Source organism: Geotalea daltonii FRC-32 (assembly GCF_000022265.1).
Lineage (GTDB): Bacteria > Desulfobacterota > Desulfuromonadia > Geobacterales > Geobacteraceae > Geotalea > Geotalea daltonii.
Genome location: NC_011979.1, coordinates 3,159,154 through 3,174,975 on the forward strand (window position 1 = coordinate 3,159,154; position 15,822 = coordinate 3,174,975).

The following is a 15,822-nucleotide window of genomic DNA, read 5'->3' on the forward strand; positions in this document are numbered from 1 at the left end:
TATCAGTCCTTTTCCATCAGTACCGTTCTCGTTGGATACGGTATCTGTACGCCGTTTTCCTGAAATCTTTTTGCGATCAGACAATTAATCTGATCGGTAACTGAAAAAACCTTTGTGTAATCCTCTACCCAGAAAAAAAGTGAAACATTCAATGCGCTGTCGCCAAAGGAGACGAAAAAAGCCTCCGGAGCAGGATCTTTGCGGACATGTGGTATCTCAAGGGCTGTATTGACCAGCAGCGCTTTGACGGCAGAAATGTCGCTCCCGTAGGCAACCCCCAGGTTGATCCGCCCTTTGCTGAGGACATCGGGAAAAGCCATGTTGATCAGCACCGTGTTGCACAACTCCGAGTTGGGAATAATCAGATAGGTATTATCAAGGGTCTTGATCTTCGTGCTGCGAAGGCCAATATCAATTACATCGCCAATCTGACCGCCGGCAAGCTGAATGCGGTCACCGATGTGAAAAGGGCGATCCAGCATCAGAGTGAATCCGGAGATCATGTTGGCCAGGGTGTCCTTTGCTGCCAGACCTATGGCAAGAGAACCGATACCGAGAGCGGTAATTATGGACCAAATGTCATAATTGAAATGTTTGAGGGTAATTATCAGCGCTGTGCCGATGAGAAAGATGCTGATCAGCTTTTCAACCAATGGTATCAATTGCCGCAGACCGCTGCTCTCCACGCCGGTCATCCTGGCTGCATACCACTGGAGAAACTCATCGGCAGCCCTGTATGCAATGATGGTGAGGATTATCATATTGATGACGAAGAGAATTCCCGAGGTGATAACATGGGCTTTTTCGGGCAACGGCAGTGAGGCTACCGCAAAATAGAGGCCGGCGAACATGAGCAGAAGAGACACCGGCGGCGTCACACGCCGCAGGATTCGGTCATCAAGATCGGTCTTGGTAAAGGAGGTGAAGCGAGGCCCCCAAGTTACCAGCACATGCCCAAGCACCAGGGCAAGCAAATAAAAAGAGGCAAATATGATGACGGCAATGAGGCTTTCCTTCAGCCAGAAAAGGAGCAGCCCGTCTGCCGCCTCAAGTTGAAAAAACCGTATCAGGTTATCCACCGAATACCCTCGTAAAAATGGTATCTACGTGCTTCAGGTGATAATTGAGGTTGAAGGCTTCCTTGATCTGCTCCTCCGAAAGAGTATTGCGGACCTCGGCATCGTTCAACAACTCGGTCTGGAAATCCTTCCCTTCTTCCCAGACCTTCATGGCGTTTCTCTGCACCAGTGCATAGGCGTTCTCGCGGGAGACGCCATTATTGGCCAACTCCAGCAGTATCCGCTGGGAGAAGATCAGACCACGCATCAGGTTCAGGTTTTTCATCATGTTCTCCGGATAAACAACCAGATTATCTATCAGGCCAATGCAGCGGTTCAACATGAAATCCATGAGAATGGTGGCATCGGGGCCGATGATACGTTCAACCGAAGAATGGGAGATATCCCGCTCGTGCCACAAGGCAACATTTTCCATGGCGGAAACGGCATAACCGCGGATGAGCCTGGCCAGGCCGGTAAGATTTTCCGAAAGCACCGGATTCCGTTTGTGGGGCATGGCTGAAGAGCCTTTTTGACCCTTGCTGAAGAATTCCTCGGCTTCAAGAACTTCGGTACGCTGCAGGTGTCTTATTTCAACGGCAAATTTTTCGATTGAAGAGGCAATGATGGCCAAGGCAGAGAAGAATTCCGCATGGCGGTCACGCTGTATCACCTGCGTGGAGCACGGAGCTGGCTTCAGACCTGCCTTGGCGCAGACATATTCCTCCACCTTCGGATCTATGTTGGCGAAAGTTCCTACGGCACCGGAGATCTTGCCGTAGGCGACCGTTTCACGCGCTGCTTCCATGCGCCTCAGGTTTCGGCGCATCTCGTCATACCAGAGAGCCATTTTCAGGCCGAACGTCACCGGCTCGGCATGAATACCGTGGGATCTCCCCATCATGGGGGTATCCTTATGCTCCAGGGCTCTTTTCTTTATCACTTCCATCAGCTTTTTGATGTCCGCAATGATCAGATCGCTGCTCTCCTTGAGCAGCATTGCCAGGGATGTGTCAAGAACATCCGAAGAAGTCAGCCCAAGGTGAACGAAACGTGAATCGTCCCCGATATAATCGGCTACTGAAGTAAGAAAGGCGATTACATCGTGCTTCACCGTTTTTTCAATTTCGTCTATGCGGGGAACGTCAAATTTTGCATTGGCCTTGATCCGGTCTACCGCTTCCTGGGGAATATTTCCAAGCTGGGCATGGGCCTCGCAGGCGTATATCTCAATCTCCAACCACTTCTGGTAACGGTTCTCGGGTTCCCAGATCCTGGTCATTTCCGGGCGGCTGTAACGTTCGATCACTTTATGATTCTCCTGTGAAATTAATAATCAGACGACAAGGTCTGTAATCAGTAAGCGTGGCTGAATCAGCCATTGATACAAAAGATTTCACTCACCTGGTCCTGAGTGCCGACTATCAGCTTGGGTGAGCAGATATTAGTCGACGCAAGCATGATTGTGGCAGCGCTGTGAGCCAGACTTGGATCATTGTTGACTTCAGAAAGATGGGCGAGGAAAACACCTTCGAGACAAGGATGGAGTATTTCTTCAAGTAAGGCAGCAGAATCATTGTTGGAAAGATGACCATGACGGGATCTGATACGCTGTTTCAGATGCCAGGGGTATGGCCCGTTCATCAACATGTCCTCATCATGGTTTGATTCAACTATGACAATGCGGCATTTCTGCAGTTTATCAACAACGAGCCTTGTGGCAATGCCAAGATCGGTAGCTACCCCCATGGCCCCGTCACTGCTTTCGATAACGAAGCCTACCGGATCACAGGCATCATGGGTAATGGGAAACGGGTCGATGGCAAGATCTCTGAAACAGAAAGAATAACCTGACTCAAATTCAATGACCTGCGTTTTGGCCAGATAGCGCGATGCTTCCTTATGGGTCGGATAGCTGAGAATGACAGGGATCTTTAACTTGCGTGCAAGGGCTCCCGCCCCTCTGATATGATCCTGATGCTCATGACTGATCATGATCGCATTAATTTCGCTGCCTTCAACTCCTATTGCATGAAGCCTGCGCAAGATCTCCACGGCGGAAAGGCCTGCATCAAGCAAAAGTTTCGTTTCACCGTTTTCGATGAAAAGAGAATTGCCCTTGCTGCCACTGGCAAGCAGGCAGGCTCGCATATAAAAACTCCTGAGCAGTTTTTTTAACGGCAAGGAAATCGGCAGGAAAACTTTGTATATATACAGGAAAACAGGAATGGATTCAAGGCCAATTTTCTAATGTTATCAGTGGAGCAGATTCATGTAATCAAGTGACGAATCCCCCACCAGCGGATTCAACGGCAGGAGTATGTGAAAAATGGAACCGGAACCGCTATCTGAATTATACCCTGGAGATTCAACCCATATTTCTCCACCGTGCATATCGACGATTCCCTTGGCAATAGACAGTCCGAGCCCTGCTCCTTTGGCTTTGAATGCAACTTTGCCGGTGCTGTGCTCTTCGATGTTTCCCGCTTCATAAAATTTGTCGAATATACGGACCTGATCCTCACGGTCGATGCCGATGCCGGTGTCGGCAACAGCTATTTCTACATATAGGTGGTGTTCCTTGCCTATATTCACTATCGATTGACCCTGGACGCTGTCGGCAGACTGCTTGCTGCGCAGGAGGTATTTCGCGCTTGTGGTCACTGTAATTTCACCACCATCGGGAGTGAATTTGATTGCATTGCCGAGAACGTTGGAAAAAAGCTGTACGAGCCGAAACATGTCTCCCTTGATTGTAGGAATGCTTTCATCCAGCTGGAGGGTCAATTTCTGCTTACGCATGGAGAAGAAAAAGGCGAGTTCCTTTACTGCATCCCGTACCAGCTGATTTACATGGACATCATCTATTTTTAGCTGCAGCCTCTTTTCGTCAATCATGGAGACGTCAACCATATCCTTGATTATATTGTCCAGACGCATGGCAGCACTTGAGATATTTCCCACCATCTCAAGTACCGTGTGATCGACTTTATCGGCCATGTCCGTGGTAATCAGCTCGGCATACCCCATGATAACCGTCAGAGGAGTTTTGAGTTCGTGGGAGGCCAGACCGAGGAAAGAATCCTTCATTTTGTTGAGCCTGACAAGGTCGGCGGCGCTCTTTTCCAGATTCATCATGATTTCCCGTTCTTTGGTTACATCCCGGAATATGGCCTGAACAAGACGGTCATTGCCGCTTTCGATGCTGCTGGCATGCAGCCTGGAAACTACCAGTGCCCCACCTTTTTTAACAATCTGCATTTCCTCGGCAATATGCAGCCCCTTGGAAGCATCTTTGAATATCTTATGTATCTTCGGGATATTTTCTATGTTCAACAGGAGCAGCATCTTTGTCAACGGCAGGCCGACCAGTTCCCGTGCACTGTAACCAAAAAACTCTTCAGCCATTTTGTTTACCATTTTCACGGACTCGTCTTCACCTACCACGACAATTGCATCACTGGCGTCCTCCATCAAAGATTTATAAAGCTCTTCCGATTTCTCCAGCTCATGGCTTAGGTGCTCCAGTTTAAGATACGAGGAATGGAGTTCACTGTGGGTTCTTTCAAGCTCTTGATAGTTTTTCCTGATCTCCTCATCACGGTTTTTAAGATATGCGGACATTACATTGATATTTTTAGCCAGTTCATTGAATTCATAAACAGGCACTTCCTGGATCCGCACATCGAATCCCCCCTCAGAGATTTGTTTGACGCCCTTAAGCAGAACAGAAACAGGCTGAATGATGCTTTTTTTCATGAAAATCACTACCAGGGAAAAGGAAAATAGCAGAAAAACCAGCAGCAGAAAGACCGAGCGAAGAATCATACCTTTGACCTTGGCAGATATGATCGATTCCTCAAAACCTATATGGACCTGTGCTGTGGGCTTTCCATCGGCAGTTTTGACAATTGTTACCGTATCATAAAAAGCGGGATCTTTGCCGACGAGGTTTATCTGAACGGTTGGATTGGATGTGTAGGAACGACTCGCTCCCCTGATGGCTAGATTTTGGAATTTGGGGTCACTCAGATATAAAATATTGCCATCCAAGTCGGTTATTATACAATAAGCTATATCTGGATTACCATCCACAAGCTCTCGACATTTCTCGGAAATTCCTGCTATATCTCTAATGTCGAGCCCAGGTTAAGGACTTTCTCGATGCTTCCCTTCATAGATGCGCTAAGGCTCTGTGATCTGAGAAACAGTGCGTTTATATAATCCTTTCTGAATCCGATAATATCCAGACCTGCACTGACTAGAATAGTCAAAAACAGGATCAGAAACGAGAAAAGGATAATTCGTTTTTCGAGAGTTCTTTTCATTTTGCTCTGGTTTAGGCTATTTTTAAGCAGAAGCATAATATTACCACAAATGCCTCTGAGAAAAAGATGAATTTTTTTCAGGGTCTGGCACCTTCCCCATTATTCCTTGTTGATAGTTTTTACATTTTTTGAATTTATTAAATAAAATCTTGACCATAGAGCCTTAATTTGTTAAATAATTTGAGTTATGAGTAAGTATTTATAAATTACTCTAATTAATCTCTCTACTAGGAGGCAACAATGGCTTTAAGGGTTGCAATCAATGGTTTTGGCAGGATTGGACGCTCTGTTCTCAGGGCGGCTGTCAATGAGAAAGGGATCGAATTTGTCGCAATAAACGATCTCACAGACGCTAAGACACTGGCTCATCTTCTTAAATATGACTCCGTACATGGAATTTTTCCCGGTAAAGTAGAGGCAAAGGAAAACGCGCTTGTTGTAAATGGTATCACCATCAAGATTTATGCAGTCCGAAACCCAGCTGAGCTGCCGTGGAAAGACGAAAAGGTAGATGTGGTTCTGGAATCCACCGGACTTTTCACTGCCCGGGAAAAAGCCGAGTTGCATCTGCAGGCGGGCGCAAAGAAAGTAATCATCTCCGCCCCTGCTACCAATGAAGACATCACCGTCGTCATGGGTGTCAACCATCACCTCTATGATGCAAAAAAGCACAATATCATTTCTAATGCTTCCTGTACAACCAACTGTTTGGCGCCGGTAGCAAAGGTGCTTCAGGAAACATTCGGCATTGAAAAAGGCCTGGTCACAACCATCCATTCCTACACCAATGATCAGAACATCCTGGATCTACCCCACAAGGATCTCCGCCGAGCAAGAGCTGCCGCCATGTCCATGATCCCCACCACAACCGGCGCAGCAAAGGCTGTATCACTGGTGCTTCCCGAACTGAAAGGCAAACTGGACGGCATGGCTATCCGTGTTCCAACCCCCAATGTCTCAGTGGTAGACCTGGTAGTAACACTTTCCAAAAAGACAGATGCCAACGAGATCAATGCCGCACTGAAAAAGGCTGCCGAAGGCCCACTGAAAGGTATTCTCGGATATTCGGATGAACCGTTGGTATCCATCGATTATAATGGCAATCCCCTTTCCTCAATAGTTGATAGCCTCAGCACCAAAGTTATCGAAGGAAACATGGCCAAGGTTATCTCCTGGTATGACAATGAAAGTGGTTTCTCACAACGGGTCGTGGACCTGATGAAGATTCTGCTGCCTTAAAGTCATTCACTGCCACGCTTCAAGCAAAAGGGGGAATTTTCCCCTTTTGTTTTGCCCAGTGCCCAAGAACCATTTTCACATGAGGAGGGGATGATGTCCATTCTGTATATTGACGAGATTAAAGATTTACGCGAAAAACTTGTATTCATACGAGTCGATTTTAACGTCCCGCAAGACGATAATGGGAATATAACAGAAGACACACGAATTGTCGGCGCTGTGCCGACGATTAAATACGCCATTGAGAATGGGGCAAAAGTTATCCTCGCCTCTCATCTCGGCAGACCAAAGGGTGAGAAAAAGCCGAAATATACAATGGCCCCTGCGGCACGGCGCCTGTCGGAACTGTTGGGGAAAGAGGTGAAACAAGCTACTGATTGCTTCGGCCCTGATGTCGATGCCATGGTTGCTGCCCTTCAGCCCGGCGATGTCCTCATGCTGGAGAATGTGCGATTTTACCCGGGCGAGGAAAAGAACGACCCCGACTTCGCCTGTAAGCTGGCAAATGGCTGCGAGATCTATGTGAACGATGCATTTGCAGTGTCACATAGGGCCCATGCCTCGGTACATGCCATTACAAAATGCATTCCCGTTATTGCAGCAGGATTCCTGATGAAGAATGAGATGACTTTTTTCGAAAAAGCGATGACCCGCCCGGTCCGTCCGTTGGCGGCCATTCTCGGAGGAGCGAAGGTTTCAGGCAAGCTGGAGGTTCTCGAGACGTTGGTCGGCAAGGTCGACATAATAATAATCGGCGGTGGAATGGCATTCACTTTTCTTAAAGCCCGGGGCCTTTCGGTAGGGAAATCTTTAGTAGAAGACGATTTGATCGACACTGCGAAAAGGATCCTCGATAACGCTGCGAAAAGGGGCATTGAATTCTTACTCCCCGAAGATTGCGTAGTCGCCGACAGGTTTGCCGCCGATGCCGACTGCAAGACCGTTTCAGTTAATGACATCCCCTCTGAATGGATGGCCCTTGATGTCGGCCCCGCATCAACAGCGCGTTTCTCAGATGCCTTGAAAGAAGCTAATACCGTAATATGGAACGGTCCGATGGGAGTTTTCGAAATGGACCGTTTCGCTAAGGGAACATTTGCCATAGCCGATGTCGTTGCTGGTCTCAAGAATGCAACCACCATCATTGGCGGCGGAGACACCGACTCCGCAGTCCGCAAAGCCGGAGTAGCCGATAAAGTCAGCTATATCTCCACCGGCGGCGGTGCATTCCTTGAACTGCTTGAAGGAAAGAAGCTGCCCGGCGTCGAAGTCCTTGAGCAGAGCGGGAAATAACACAATCTTGTACTAAAGCATTTATGGAGGACATATGAGAACGCCTGTGATTGCTGGAAATTGGAAGCTTTACAAAACTGCGGGCCAGGCACTCGAACTGGTTGGCGGCCTGCTCCCGCTTGTCGCCCAGACTAAAGGGGTTGAAATTGTTGTCGCTCCTGTATTTACCGTACTTGGTAAAGTTGCCGAGGCTCTCGCCGGGTCGAACATTCACCTTTCTGCCCAGGATTGTTTTTGGGAGGAAGAAGGTGCCTTTACCGGCGAAATTTCGAGCACCATGTTGATTGATGCGGGCTGCAGCCATGTCATTATCGGCCATTCGGAGCGCAGACAATTCTTCGGTGAAACGGATGCTACGGTAAATAAAAAAATCAAAGCTGCCATCAAGGCAGGTTTGACCGTTTTATTCTGTATTGGTGAGACTCTCCAGGAACGTGAGGGGGATCAGACCTTCGATGTCCTGAGGCGTCAGGTTACCCAGGGGCTGAGGGACCTATCCCAGGAACAGCTGAAAAAGGTAATTATTGCCTACGAACCAGTCTGGGCCATCGGCACAGGGAAAACTGCCACTGACAGCCAGGCTCAGGAAGCTCACCAATTCATTCGTGGTGTTATCGCAGGTTTATATGACAAGGATGCAGCAGAAGAAATGCGAATTCTTTACGGTGGAAGTGTAAAACCGGAAAACATCGGTGGCTTGATGGCCCAAGCCGATATCGATGGAGCCCTGGTTGGCGGAGCAAGTCTCAAGGCCGATTCATTCGCAGCCATTGCCAAGTTGGGTAAATAACCCTTGGCTTTTGTTGTGCAATTATGTTAAAAGAGTCTTTTATCATTTTGGAGGAAAAAGCGTAGATGACCACTCTATTAGTTATTTTACACATCATTGTCTCTCTGGCTTTGATAGTAATCGTTCTCCTGCAGTCCGGAAAAGGCGCAGAAATGGGCGCATCCTTCGGTGCCGGAGGAAGTCAATCTGTCTTCGGTGCAGGGGGTGGTACTACCTTTCTCAGTAAGCTGACCACCAGCGCAGCCATCATTTTTATGCTGACTTCTCTTACCCTTGCTTTTCTCTCAGGCAAAGGCGGAAGCTCATCCATAATGTCCTCCAAACAAAAAGCCAAACCAGCACAACAGGTGCCGGCACAAGCACCTGCACAGAAGCAGCCATCGGGCCAGCCGTTGACGAGTCAACCTCCACAGACTCAACCGACGCCACAGGCCCCGGCAACACCGAAGTAATCGGTAATTTTTTATTGACTTGATGATCAGTTAATGATAAAAGAGTTTTCTTCATTGCCGAAGTGGTGGAATTGGTAGACACGCCATCTTGAGGGGGTGGTGGGCGACAGCCCGTACGAGTTCGATTCTCGTCTTCGGCACCATCTAAATTCAAAAAGCTTTCTCATTTTTTTGCATAGCAAATGAGAAAGCTTTTTTTATTGCCTTTCCCTCTGAAATCATCATCACCAACCCCCTCATTTAAACCCGATTCTACAAACAAGGAGAGTCTTGTTGAAGTCAACCGACCTTCAGTTTGCTTTGTACAGGAAACCAAAGCAGACAAATTTTAAATTTTCGATATAATTATATTCATTTTTAATTCTATGGAGGGAACGATGGATAAACTAAGTCTTTTGTTGGTTCTGGCCCTGGCCCTTCCCAGTTGCGCCCATGTCATAACCGAAGAAGCCAGGAAGCAGATTGATAAAAATATTGATTTCAATGATGTAAAAAAGAGTGCGGATGCGTTCATCGGCAAGAAGATACTGGTTGGTGGGAAAATTGCTGGTGTCAGGAATTACAATGAAGGGGGGCGAATGGAGGTAGTACAGTTCACTCTGGACAAAACCGGATTCCCCATTGAAATCTCAAAATCTGCCGGTCGCTTCATTGCCACCAGTCCTGATTTTATTGATCCAATCATCTACAAGACCGGCAGGCTCGTCACCTTGGCCGGAGAAGTCAAGGGCAAAAAAACCGGGACAGTTGACGGCGCAGAATATACGTTCCCAGTTATCGGCATAAAAGAAATTTTCGCATGGAAACAGAATGAAGACGAAAAGGGATTCACTTCCCCCTCCCCTTCTTTCTATAATAATTACAACCCCTATGACTTCAGCCACGATGTCCCACTCTGGTACCGACCAACCGGGCCCGTCTTCCGCCAATGATTTTCAGATAAAAACGTATTTTTTTGCTTGCAGAGCGCCAAAAAGGATGATATATAACTTGTCTCATTGCCGAAGTGGCGGAATTGGTAGACGCGCTAGATTCAGGTTCTAGTGGGGGTTCCCTCGTGCTGGTTCGATTCCAGTCTTCGGCACCATGAAAAGATCAAGGGTTTGCGAATATTCGCAAACCCTTTTCTTTTTCAAATGTAACCATCTGTGATGGGAGCTACCGCAGATTGACAGAAATAACAGAAAGGATAGTTATTCGGTTTCTTGAATATGCTAAACAAGGGGTGAGTCTATGCCGATTTTTGAATATCACTGCCAGTCGTGCGGCAACGATTTCGAAAAGATCCTGAAAACAAGTGGTGAAGATAGTGCCACATGTCCTGAATGCGGCAGCAAGAGAACCAGGAAAAAAATCTCTGCCTTCTCGGAAATTAAAAAAACATCCAAACCATGCTTCAGCGGGGGCTGAAAGATATAGTCATCGCCAGTTTGGCGTATCAAGCAACGAAAGCACCGAGATGAGGATGTTCCTTTAAAGAAAGAGGCCGGGTATTCCCGGCCTCTTGACGTTTGCTTTTTATCTTTGCTGATTTTCCAGGACCAGCCTTAGTCGCCTTGCCCGGTAATTGACGCAATTACCAAGTTGTCGCTGGAAGAATTCCTTATGCCGTGGTCTTCCAAAGCAGGCACTACGACAATTTGACCGACACCGATGGGCTGTGATTTTTTGCCGCAAAGAAGCTCCCCCTTACCTTCTATCACCGTCCAGATGTGGCTGCCATGGTGTGTATGGGTAATAACCTCCTGCCCCGGCTTCAGGCAGAGCAGGCTTACCTTGGCATGTTCATCACTCCAGATGATTTCATGATGCCTCTTTTCATCGTTGAACTTTTTCAGCTTGGCTACTTCGAATACCTCTGCCATTTTTCCTCCTTTTCCAGGTTTTGATTCATAACGTTTTTTATGCCTTGTGAAAAATCTTCAGTACCCTGCCGATTAAGGCCGAGGCTTTATTGAAAAAACCTGAGCCATTAGCCACCTTTATCTCTTTCTGATATTCGCCATAACTGGAAAATGTTGCGCCCAGTTTCGAGGAAAGCTGATTTGTCGCACCCATATCATGCTCATCGCCTTCTCCTGCCCCGGCCATAATAAGTAATCCCTTGCCGTCAGAAGAGAAATTGCTGAGCACCCGGATCTCGTCATCTTTCAATCTGCTACCGGCTGTGGATTCACCGAAAATCATCCAAATCTGGCTATAATCGGCAAGGTGTTTGTCGGTCAGATGGTGTGCTTGGCTGCGATCGATAACTTTAACGGTGAAGCCATGTTTCTGCAGGGCATTCTGTAGGGGTTCAAACTTGACTGTATCATTTCCGCCACGGCGCCAGCTACCATAGATGAGAATTGTTTTTTTCGAATTGATTCCGTCTTTTTCGAGCCATTGGGCAGCATTGGAAAAATAAATAAGGTTATCAAGCCGGGCGGCATCTTTAAGACGGTCCAGAGCAGCGTCGAAAATAATCCCTCCTTGTCCACCAATGGGATCGCTGTCGGCAACGGCGATCGTCCTCCTGTCATTGACGTCCAGGATAACCCTCACATTGGGTCCCTTCTTTTCAATAACTGCCGACGGCCCACCCGAAAGATGCCCCACCCCTCTGAACAGTGCATTGCCAGTATCTACACCGGGCACAAAGACAAGAACCTTGGAACCATAAGCAATAAGAATCGTGCCGACGATACAGACCACCAGGTACAGGACGAAGACGCGCTTTTTGAAAACGGACCAGAAGAGCGCCAAGGTGGGTATAGCTGTCACAGGCCCGCCGACAATGAAGGCTAGAGCAGCGCCGGAATCCAAAGTGCCATGGAGAGAGCTCTTGATGTGGGCAAGAATGCTGGAGGCGCTGATCTGGTGCAAGAAAAGCGGGACCGAGCCAAAAGTCACCCAGACTATGCTGAGGGGATCCTTGCTGCCAAAAAGCTGGTATATCCACTGGTAAGGCACATATCTTTCGACAATGGAACCGACTGCAACGCCCACCAGAATGTATTTACCTACTGGCCAGCACATCTCCGCCGATTTTGCGAGGAAAATGAGGAATTTGTTGCTGGTCTTTACAGCCACCCTGTTGCCGAATTTCTCCCGGCAATTACAGCGTAGCCTCTCGTCAGGATAATCCTCATCGTGAAAATCGCCACGGACTATAGCCCCTTCAACGAAAAGCTCCTTGGTCTTGAACCCCCTGTTCCGGAGCAGGTGGGCCACCAATCCGGCAAAGACCCCCATGGCATAGGCAGAAACCGTTCTTATGACTGTCCATTCCGGTCCAAGGTCGTTTAGGGTAAGGAGAAATGCAGAGGGACTCAGCAGTGGAGAGGTGACAAGTAGAGACATAACTGGAGCTAGCGGCAGCCCGGCAAAGAGCAGGCTGATAGCCGTGGTAAGGGTGCCGCAGGCGCAGAGGGGGGTGATGATGCCGATGAGAGAGGCAAGAAAGACACTGGCGATACCATAGCGTCGAAGAGAAGCCTGAAGCTTCACAGCCACTTTATAGGTCCGCAGGTACCCCCCCAGAAGCAGACCGACAAGGAAGTAAGGCAATATATCCCAGAGCTCTGCCAGGATACCATGATTATTGGAAAAAAGGTCCAGCAACTCCCCCCAGAGGAGAAGTGGAAAAGCTTTATCAACAGAGTCACCAGCAGCCCAATGGCCGCTTGGACCGTATGTCCAGACATGCCAGACAATCAGGCTCAAGGATGCAGCTATCATCCACAACAATGTCCGATTGGCTGCTTTGGACGATGCCCCGTGAACCCCACACGCATCAGCTTTCTTCATAAAAGTCAGGCCCAAGTTCATTTCAGTATTCCGTTCTGAGTAAAAATAATCTCAGATATATAACCGGTTTTCTGCGCAGCAGTCAACGCAAGAACTGAATCAGGAGCATGAAAATAATTTTTATGATTAAATGCCCTTCATCAGTTATCCCGTTTGGGCATTTCGTCCTCTCTGTTATTTGTTCTATAGATTAAATTAGGTATGTCTTGGTATTTATTGCCACTGATAATAGATGGCGTGGTGCATGAAGATGCAGTGGACAACTCTAAAGGGAGGAAATAAGCTGCAGTTCTATAGATGGGGGCACTGGCTCTGGATCGGGGGCAACAACTGGAGATGGACCAGGCTGTTGCCCCCACGGCATTTGAACTAAAGACTTATCATTTCGTCAGCCATGCCGGTGATCTTTATTCCCCCACCGCTACTCACAGCAAAAGTGTTCTCAATGCCGACCGCACCCAGCCCGGGCAAGACAAATTTGGGTTCTATGGCTATTGTCTGCCCAACCTGAAGTGGGACCTTGAATCCTTGAGCCAGCACTGGATACTCGTCCAGCTCCAGCCCGACACCGTGACCGACGAAACGCGCATTTTCACCAGGTGCCCCCATAAAGTTGCGGCCGAGGCCGGCATCTTCAGCCATGGATGCAGCAACAAGAAAAAGATCTTCACAGATCATTCCGGGCTTCAGATTTTCGACGAGGTATTGCTGAATGGCAATTGCGGTGGCAAAGGCTTTTTCCAGCTCGGGCTTCGGTTGGCCAAAAACAAACATTCGCGTCATATCCACAATATAGCCGTTGAAAACAACTGTGTAATCAAGAAGAACCGGGCTGCCGGCGACAATCTTTTCCACAGAAGAACCTTGGGGAGAGGCGGCAGAAAGCCCGCGACCGCTTACCGCACCGTCAAAAAAGCCCGGCTTGTCGGAGGTGGCACCGCTGACAGCCAGTCCGTGGAAGAGTTCCTGGTTGAAGGCACGCATTCTTACGTATCCTTCTCCCCCGGCTTTCCTGAGTCGGCACTCAAATTCCGCCGACAGGTCGAGCTCTCGCATGCCCTCCTTGAGGAATTCGGGCACCTGGGCAAACACACTGCACAGGCAGTCGCCGCTATGGCGCATCTGTTCCAGCTCCCACTCTGACTTTACCGAACGAAGTTCCCGGTTTATTGGTGAAATATCCGTAAATTCGCGTCCAGGCAACATCTTTGAATAGTACTGATACTGCTGCACCGGTAAAATGTCAAAGGTGAAGCCTATTCTTTTGATCTGGGGACCGAACAGGTTGGGGAATTCCCTGCTTGACGGAAAAGGCCTGGTATCTTCGATGAGACTCTCGGTAGTAGCCCTGGCGTAGCTCTTGCGCACCAAGAGCATGGGATTACCTTCAGTGGGGACCCAGAGGGTTGAATTCTGGCGGGTGCCGGTAAAGTAATAGACATCAATGGGATAGACGAACAGCGCTCCATCCAGTTCCATTTTATTCAACGCCTTCTGCAACCTGATGATCCGTTGTTCCGATTCCATCTTTATCAGCATGCTTTATTCCCCCCCGTTTTTAATCATTAGCCATATCATATTATTGAATGATGCTCGACCACGGCCTGATAGCTGCGGTGTGCTGCCAGATAACGGCCATCCTCTGCATAGGTGGTCGGATATACCTGTGGCACAGGCTGGTGATTCAACTTGTCATCCACATTGACAAAGGTAAAGAGGCAGGAATTTGAAAGCGCGTTTGCAGTGCGGTCGCGGCTGATACGCTCGATGCCCGCCTCGACGCAGACGAAGCTGCCATTTGTATAGACGACTCTAGAGGTAAAATGCAGCTTGTCCCCCATCCGTACCGGATGAAAAAAATTGATGCGGTTGACGGCGGCAATTATGGAACGGTTGGGCGCAACAAGCTCGGAACAGATGGCGGAAAGCTCATAGGCACGCCTGATCAGATACCCACCGAAAATCTTTTGCGGCACATTCTCTTGTTCGGGATACATGCGTTCCCAGGCATCTGTCACCAGCCGCCCAGCCAAATGCCCATAAAAGCCGGGATTTTCCTGGGCATCATGGAGCCGGGTAAGCATTTCATACTCTTTTCGGCTTGGTGGCTCGTGCAGGGCTGCCTGCTGTTGCTTGTACTCCTGCCTACGAGCGACAGCCTTGCCAAAACGTTCCTTTTCATAGCCATCAGCATAATCAAGGGGCGGCAAAGCAACGCTCACCGCGCCTTCTCCAATTCCGGAGCGGGCAACCATGGTGAAATAGCAGGAAGCGATATGATTCGCAGGTTCGCCAGGCTGTTCAACACGGATCCCCACCTCTATGGATGACTTGCCAACATGATTGATGCGGGCGTGGCAGACTATATCCCTGGTCACATCTGCTGGGCGGCGGACGAAGATATTGTCGATGGCAGCCGTCACCACCCTCGCCTCTGGATGAAAGCGATTCACGTACTTGAGGGAGGCTTCCTCTGCCACCTTGTCCAACACCTCAAGGAGAAGTCCAAAACGGAGGTTGCCAAGCAGCGGCTCGTCTACCACCATGAAACGGCGACGCAGCTTAAGGTCGCTTGAAAGCGGCAATGTTTGGTAGAAAGAGGTTTCAGCAGGTGTGGTCATATGGACTCCTGAATGGAATAATTCTACGATAGGCAAGGCAAAAGAGTGTCAGACAACCATAATATTTTTCATCTTTTCTGTGTGAACATATCGTCAGTTTCACGTGCCTGTCAAGGATAAATAAAACATTTTTTTACTAAACAACATGAGGTTTTGCGAGGGAAAGTAAAAATAATTGAGACTGTAGAATTGCCGGATGGGCACCATCTAATAACTGCCAGATGATCACCTACCGAGGGCTGAACTATGTGA

Annotated in this window: 14 protein-coding genes, 2 tRNA genes and 1 pseudogene; 8 read left to right on the top strand and 9 right to left on the bottom strand. The window is 48.5% G+C overall.

Annotated features, from left to right (window positions below):
• Window positions 1–2: 2 nt before the first annotated feature.
• The 5 genes and pseudogenes from GEOB_RS14345 to GEOB_RS20485 form a co-directional block, all read right to left on the bottom strand.
• Window positions 3–1,079, bottom strand: coding sequence for a mechanosensitive ion channel family protein (locus tag GEOB_RS14345; protein WP_012647965.1), 1,077 nt, complete (start codon window positions 1,077–1,079; stop codon window positions 3–5).
• On the bottom strand, window positions 1,072–2,367 hold the full coding sequence (gene purB / locus GEOB_RS14350; protein ID WP_012647966.1) for an adenylosuccinate lyase: 1,296 nt from the start codon (window positions 2,365–2,367) through the stop codon (window positions 1,072–1,074). The genes GEOB_RS14345 and purB overlap by 8 nt, the downstream gene beginning before the upstream one ends.
• A gap of 65 nt (window positions 2,368–2,432) precedes the next feature.
• Window positions 2,433–3,209 carry an MBL fold metallo-hydrolase gene (locus GEOB_RS14355; RefSeq protein WP_012647967.1) on the bottom strand — a complete coding sequence of 259 codons (777 nt, stop codon included), beginning with the start codon at window positions 3,207–3,209 and terminating at the stop codon, window positions 2,433–2,435.
• 105 nt (window positions 3,210–3,314) lie between these two features.
• Complete coding sequence (locus GEOB_RS14360; RefSeq protein WP_230199056.1) at window positions 3,315–4,817, bottom strand: ATP-binding protein; 1,503 nt, start codon at window positions 4,815–4,817, stop codon at window positions 3,315–3,317.
• Window positions 4,818–4,943: 126 nt separating this feature from the next.
• Window positions 4,944–5,153, bottom strand: a pseudogene (locus GEOB_RS20485) (ATP-binding protein); the annotation flags it as partial.
• Window positions 5,154–5,626: 473 nt separating this feature from the next.
• Between GEOB_RS20485 and gap the strand changes: the two are divergent.
• The 8 genes from gap (at window position 5,627) to GEOB_RS20715 (ending at window position 10,570) form a co-directional block, all read left to right on the top strand.
• Complete coding sequence (gene gap, locus GEOB_RS14365) at window positions 5,627–6,625, top strand: type I glyceraldehyde-3-phosphate dehydrogenase (protein WP_012647968.1); 999 nt, start codon at window positions 5,627–5,629, stop codon at window positions 6,623–6,625.
• A gap of 93 nt (window positions 6,626–6,718) precedes the next feature.
• The gene (locus GEOB_RS14370; protein WP_012647969.1) at window positions 6,719–7,918 is read left to right on the top strand and encodes a phosphoglycerate kinase; all 1,200 of its coding nucleotides are present in this window, start codon (window positions 6,719–6,721) and stop codon (window positions 7,916–7,918) included.
• Window positions 7,919–7,952: 34 nt separating this feature from the next.
• Entirely contained in the window at window positions 7,953–8,708 is a 756-nt protein-coding gene (tpiA, locus tag GEOB_RS14375) for a triose-phosphate isomerase (protein WP_012647970.1), read from the top strand.
• Between the two features lie 65 nt (window positions 8,709–8,773).
• Complete coding sequence (gene secG, locus GEOB_RS14380) at window positions 8,774–9,160, top strand: preprotein translocase subunit SecG (RefSeq protein ID WP_012647971.1); 387 nt, start codon at window positions 8,774–8,776, stop codon at window positions 9,158–9,160.
• Between the two features lie 56 nt (window positions 9,161–9,216).
• Window positions 9,217–9,303, top strand: a tRNA-Leu gene (locus GEOB_RS14385).
• Window positions 9,304–9,537: 234 nt separating this feature from the next.
• Window positions 9,538–10,092 carry a Slp family lipoprotein gene (locus GEOB_RS14390; RefSeq protein ID WP_012647972.1) on the top strand — a complete coding sequence of 185 codons (555 nt, stop codon included), beginning with the start codon at window positions 9,538–9,540 and terminating at the stop codon, window positions 10,090–10,092.
• 68 nt (window positions 10,093–10,160) lie between these two features.
• Window positions 10,161–10,247 (top strand) — tRNA-Leu (locus GEOB_RS14395).
• Between the two features lie 146 nt (window positions 10,248–10,393).
• Window positions 10,394–10,570 carry an FmdB family zinc ribbon protein gene (locus GEOB_RS20715; RefSeq protein ID WP_083767156.1) on the top strand — a complete coding sequence of 59 codons (177 nt, stop codon included), beginning with the start codon at window positions 10,394–10,396 and terminating at the stop codon, window positions 10,568–10,570.
• Between the two features lie 137 nt (window positions 10,571–10,707).
• On the opposite strand, the gene GEOB_RS14400 is transcribed toward GEOB_RS20715, so the two are convergent.
• From GEOB_RS14400 to GEOB_RS14415, 4 genes are all read right to left on the bottom strand, one after another.
• Window positions 10,708–11,025 (bottom strand): cupin domain-containing protein, encoded by a 318-nt coding sequence (locus GEOB_RS14400; protein WP_012647973.1) that lies wholly within the window; start codon window positions 11,023–11,025, stop codon window positions 10,708–10,710.
• A 37-nt stretch (window positions 11,026–11,062) separates the two neighbouring features.
• Window positions 11,063–12,880 (bottom strand): permease, encoded by a 1,818-nt coding sequence (locus GEOB_RS14405; RefSeq protein ID WP_230198960.1) that lies wholly within the window; start codon window positions 12,878–12,880, stop codon window positions 11,063–11,065.
• Between the two features lie 438 nt (window positions 12,881–13,318).
• Window positions 13,319–14,488: a M24 family metallopeptidase gene (locus tag GEOB_RS14410; protein WP_012647975.1), complete on the bottom strand. Its 1,170-nt coding sequence runs from the start codon at window positions 14,486–14,488 to the stop codon at window positions 13,319–13,321.
• A gap of 35 nt (window positions 14,489–14,523) precedes the next feature.
• The gene (locus tag GEOB_RS14415; protein ID WP_012647976.1) at window positions 14,524–15,570 is read right to left on the bottom strand and encodes an acyl-CoA thioesterase; all 1,047 of its coding nucleotides are present in this window, start codon (window positions 15,568–15,570) and stop codon (window positions 14,524–14,526) included.
• Between the last annotated feature and the right edge of the window lie 252 nt (window positions 15,571–15,822).

Excerpts from the sequence above, each read along its gene's own strand:
- secG (WP_012647971.1), top strand. The coding sequence starts at position 8,774 with ATGACCACTCTATTAGTTATTTTACACATCATTGTCTCTCTGGCTTTG.
- GEOB_RS14370 (WP_012647969.1), top strand. The coding sequence starts at position 6,719 with ATGTCCATTCTGTATATTGACGAGATTAAAGATTTACGCGAAAAACTT.
- GEOB_RS14390 (WP_012647972.1), top strand. The coding sequence starts at position 9,538 with ATGGATAAACTAAGTCTTTTGTTGGTTCTGGCCCTGGCCCTTCCCAGT.
- gap (WP_012647968.1), top strand. The coding sequence starts at position 5,627 with ATGGCTTTAAGGGTTGCAATCAATGGTTTTGGCAGGATTGGACGCTCT.
- GEOB_RS14360 (WP_230199056.1), bottom strand. The coding sequence starts at position 4,817 with ATGAAAAAAAGCATCATTCAGCCTGTTTCTGTTCTGCTTAAGGGCGTC.
- GEOB_RS14355 (WP_012647967.1), bottom strand. The coding sequence starts at position 3,209 with ATGCGAGCCTGCCTGCTTGCCAGTGGCAGCAAGGGCAATTCTCTTTTC.
- GEOB_RS14410 (WP_012647975.1), bottom strand. The coding sequence starts at position 14,488 with ATGCTGATAAAGATGGAATCGGAACAACGGATCATCAGGTTGCAGAAG.
- GEOB_RS14400 (WP_012647973.1), bottom strand. The coding sequence starts at position 11,025 with ATGGCAGAGGTATTCGAAGTAGCCAAGCTGAAAAAGTTCAACGATGAA.
- GEOB_RS20715 (WP_083767156.1), top strand. The coding sequence starts at position 10,394 with ATGCCGATTTTTGAATATCACTGCCAGTCGTGCGGCAACGATTTCGAA.
- GEOB_RS14415 (WP_012647976.1), bottom strand. The coding sequence starts at position 15,570 with ATGACCACACCTGCTGAAACCTCTTTCTACCAAACATTGCCGCTTTCA.
- tpiA (WP_012647970.1), top strand. The coding sequence starts at position 7,953 with ATGAGAACGCCTGTGATTGCTGGAAATTGGAAGCTTTACAAAACTGCG.
- GEOB_RS14405 (WP_230198960.1), bottom strand. The coding sequence starts at position 12,880 with ATGATAGCTGCATCCTTGAGCCTGATTGTCTGGCATGTCTGGACATAC.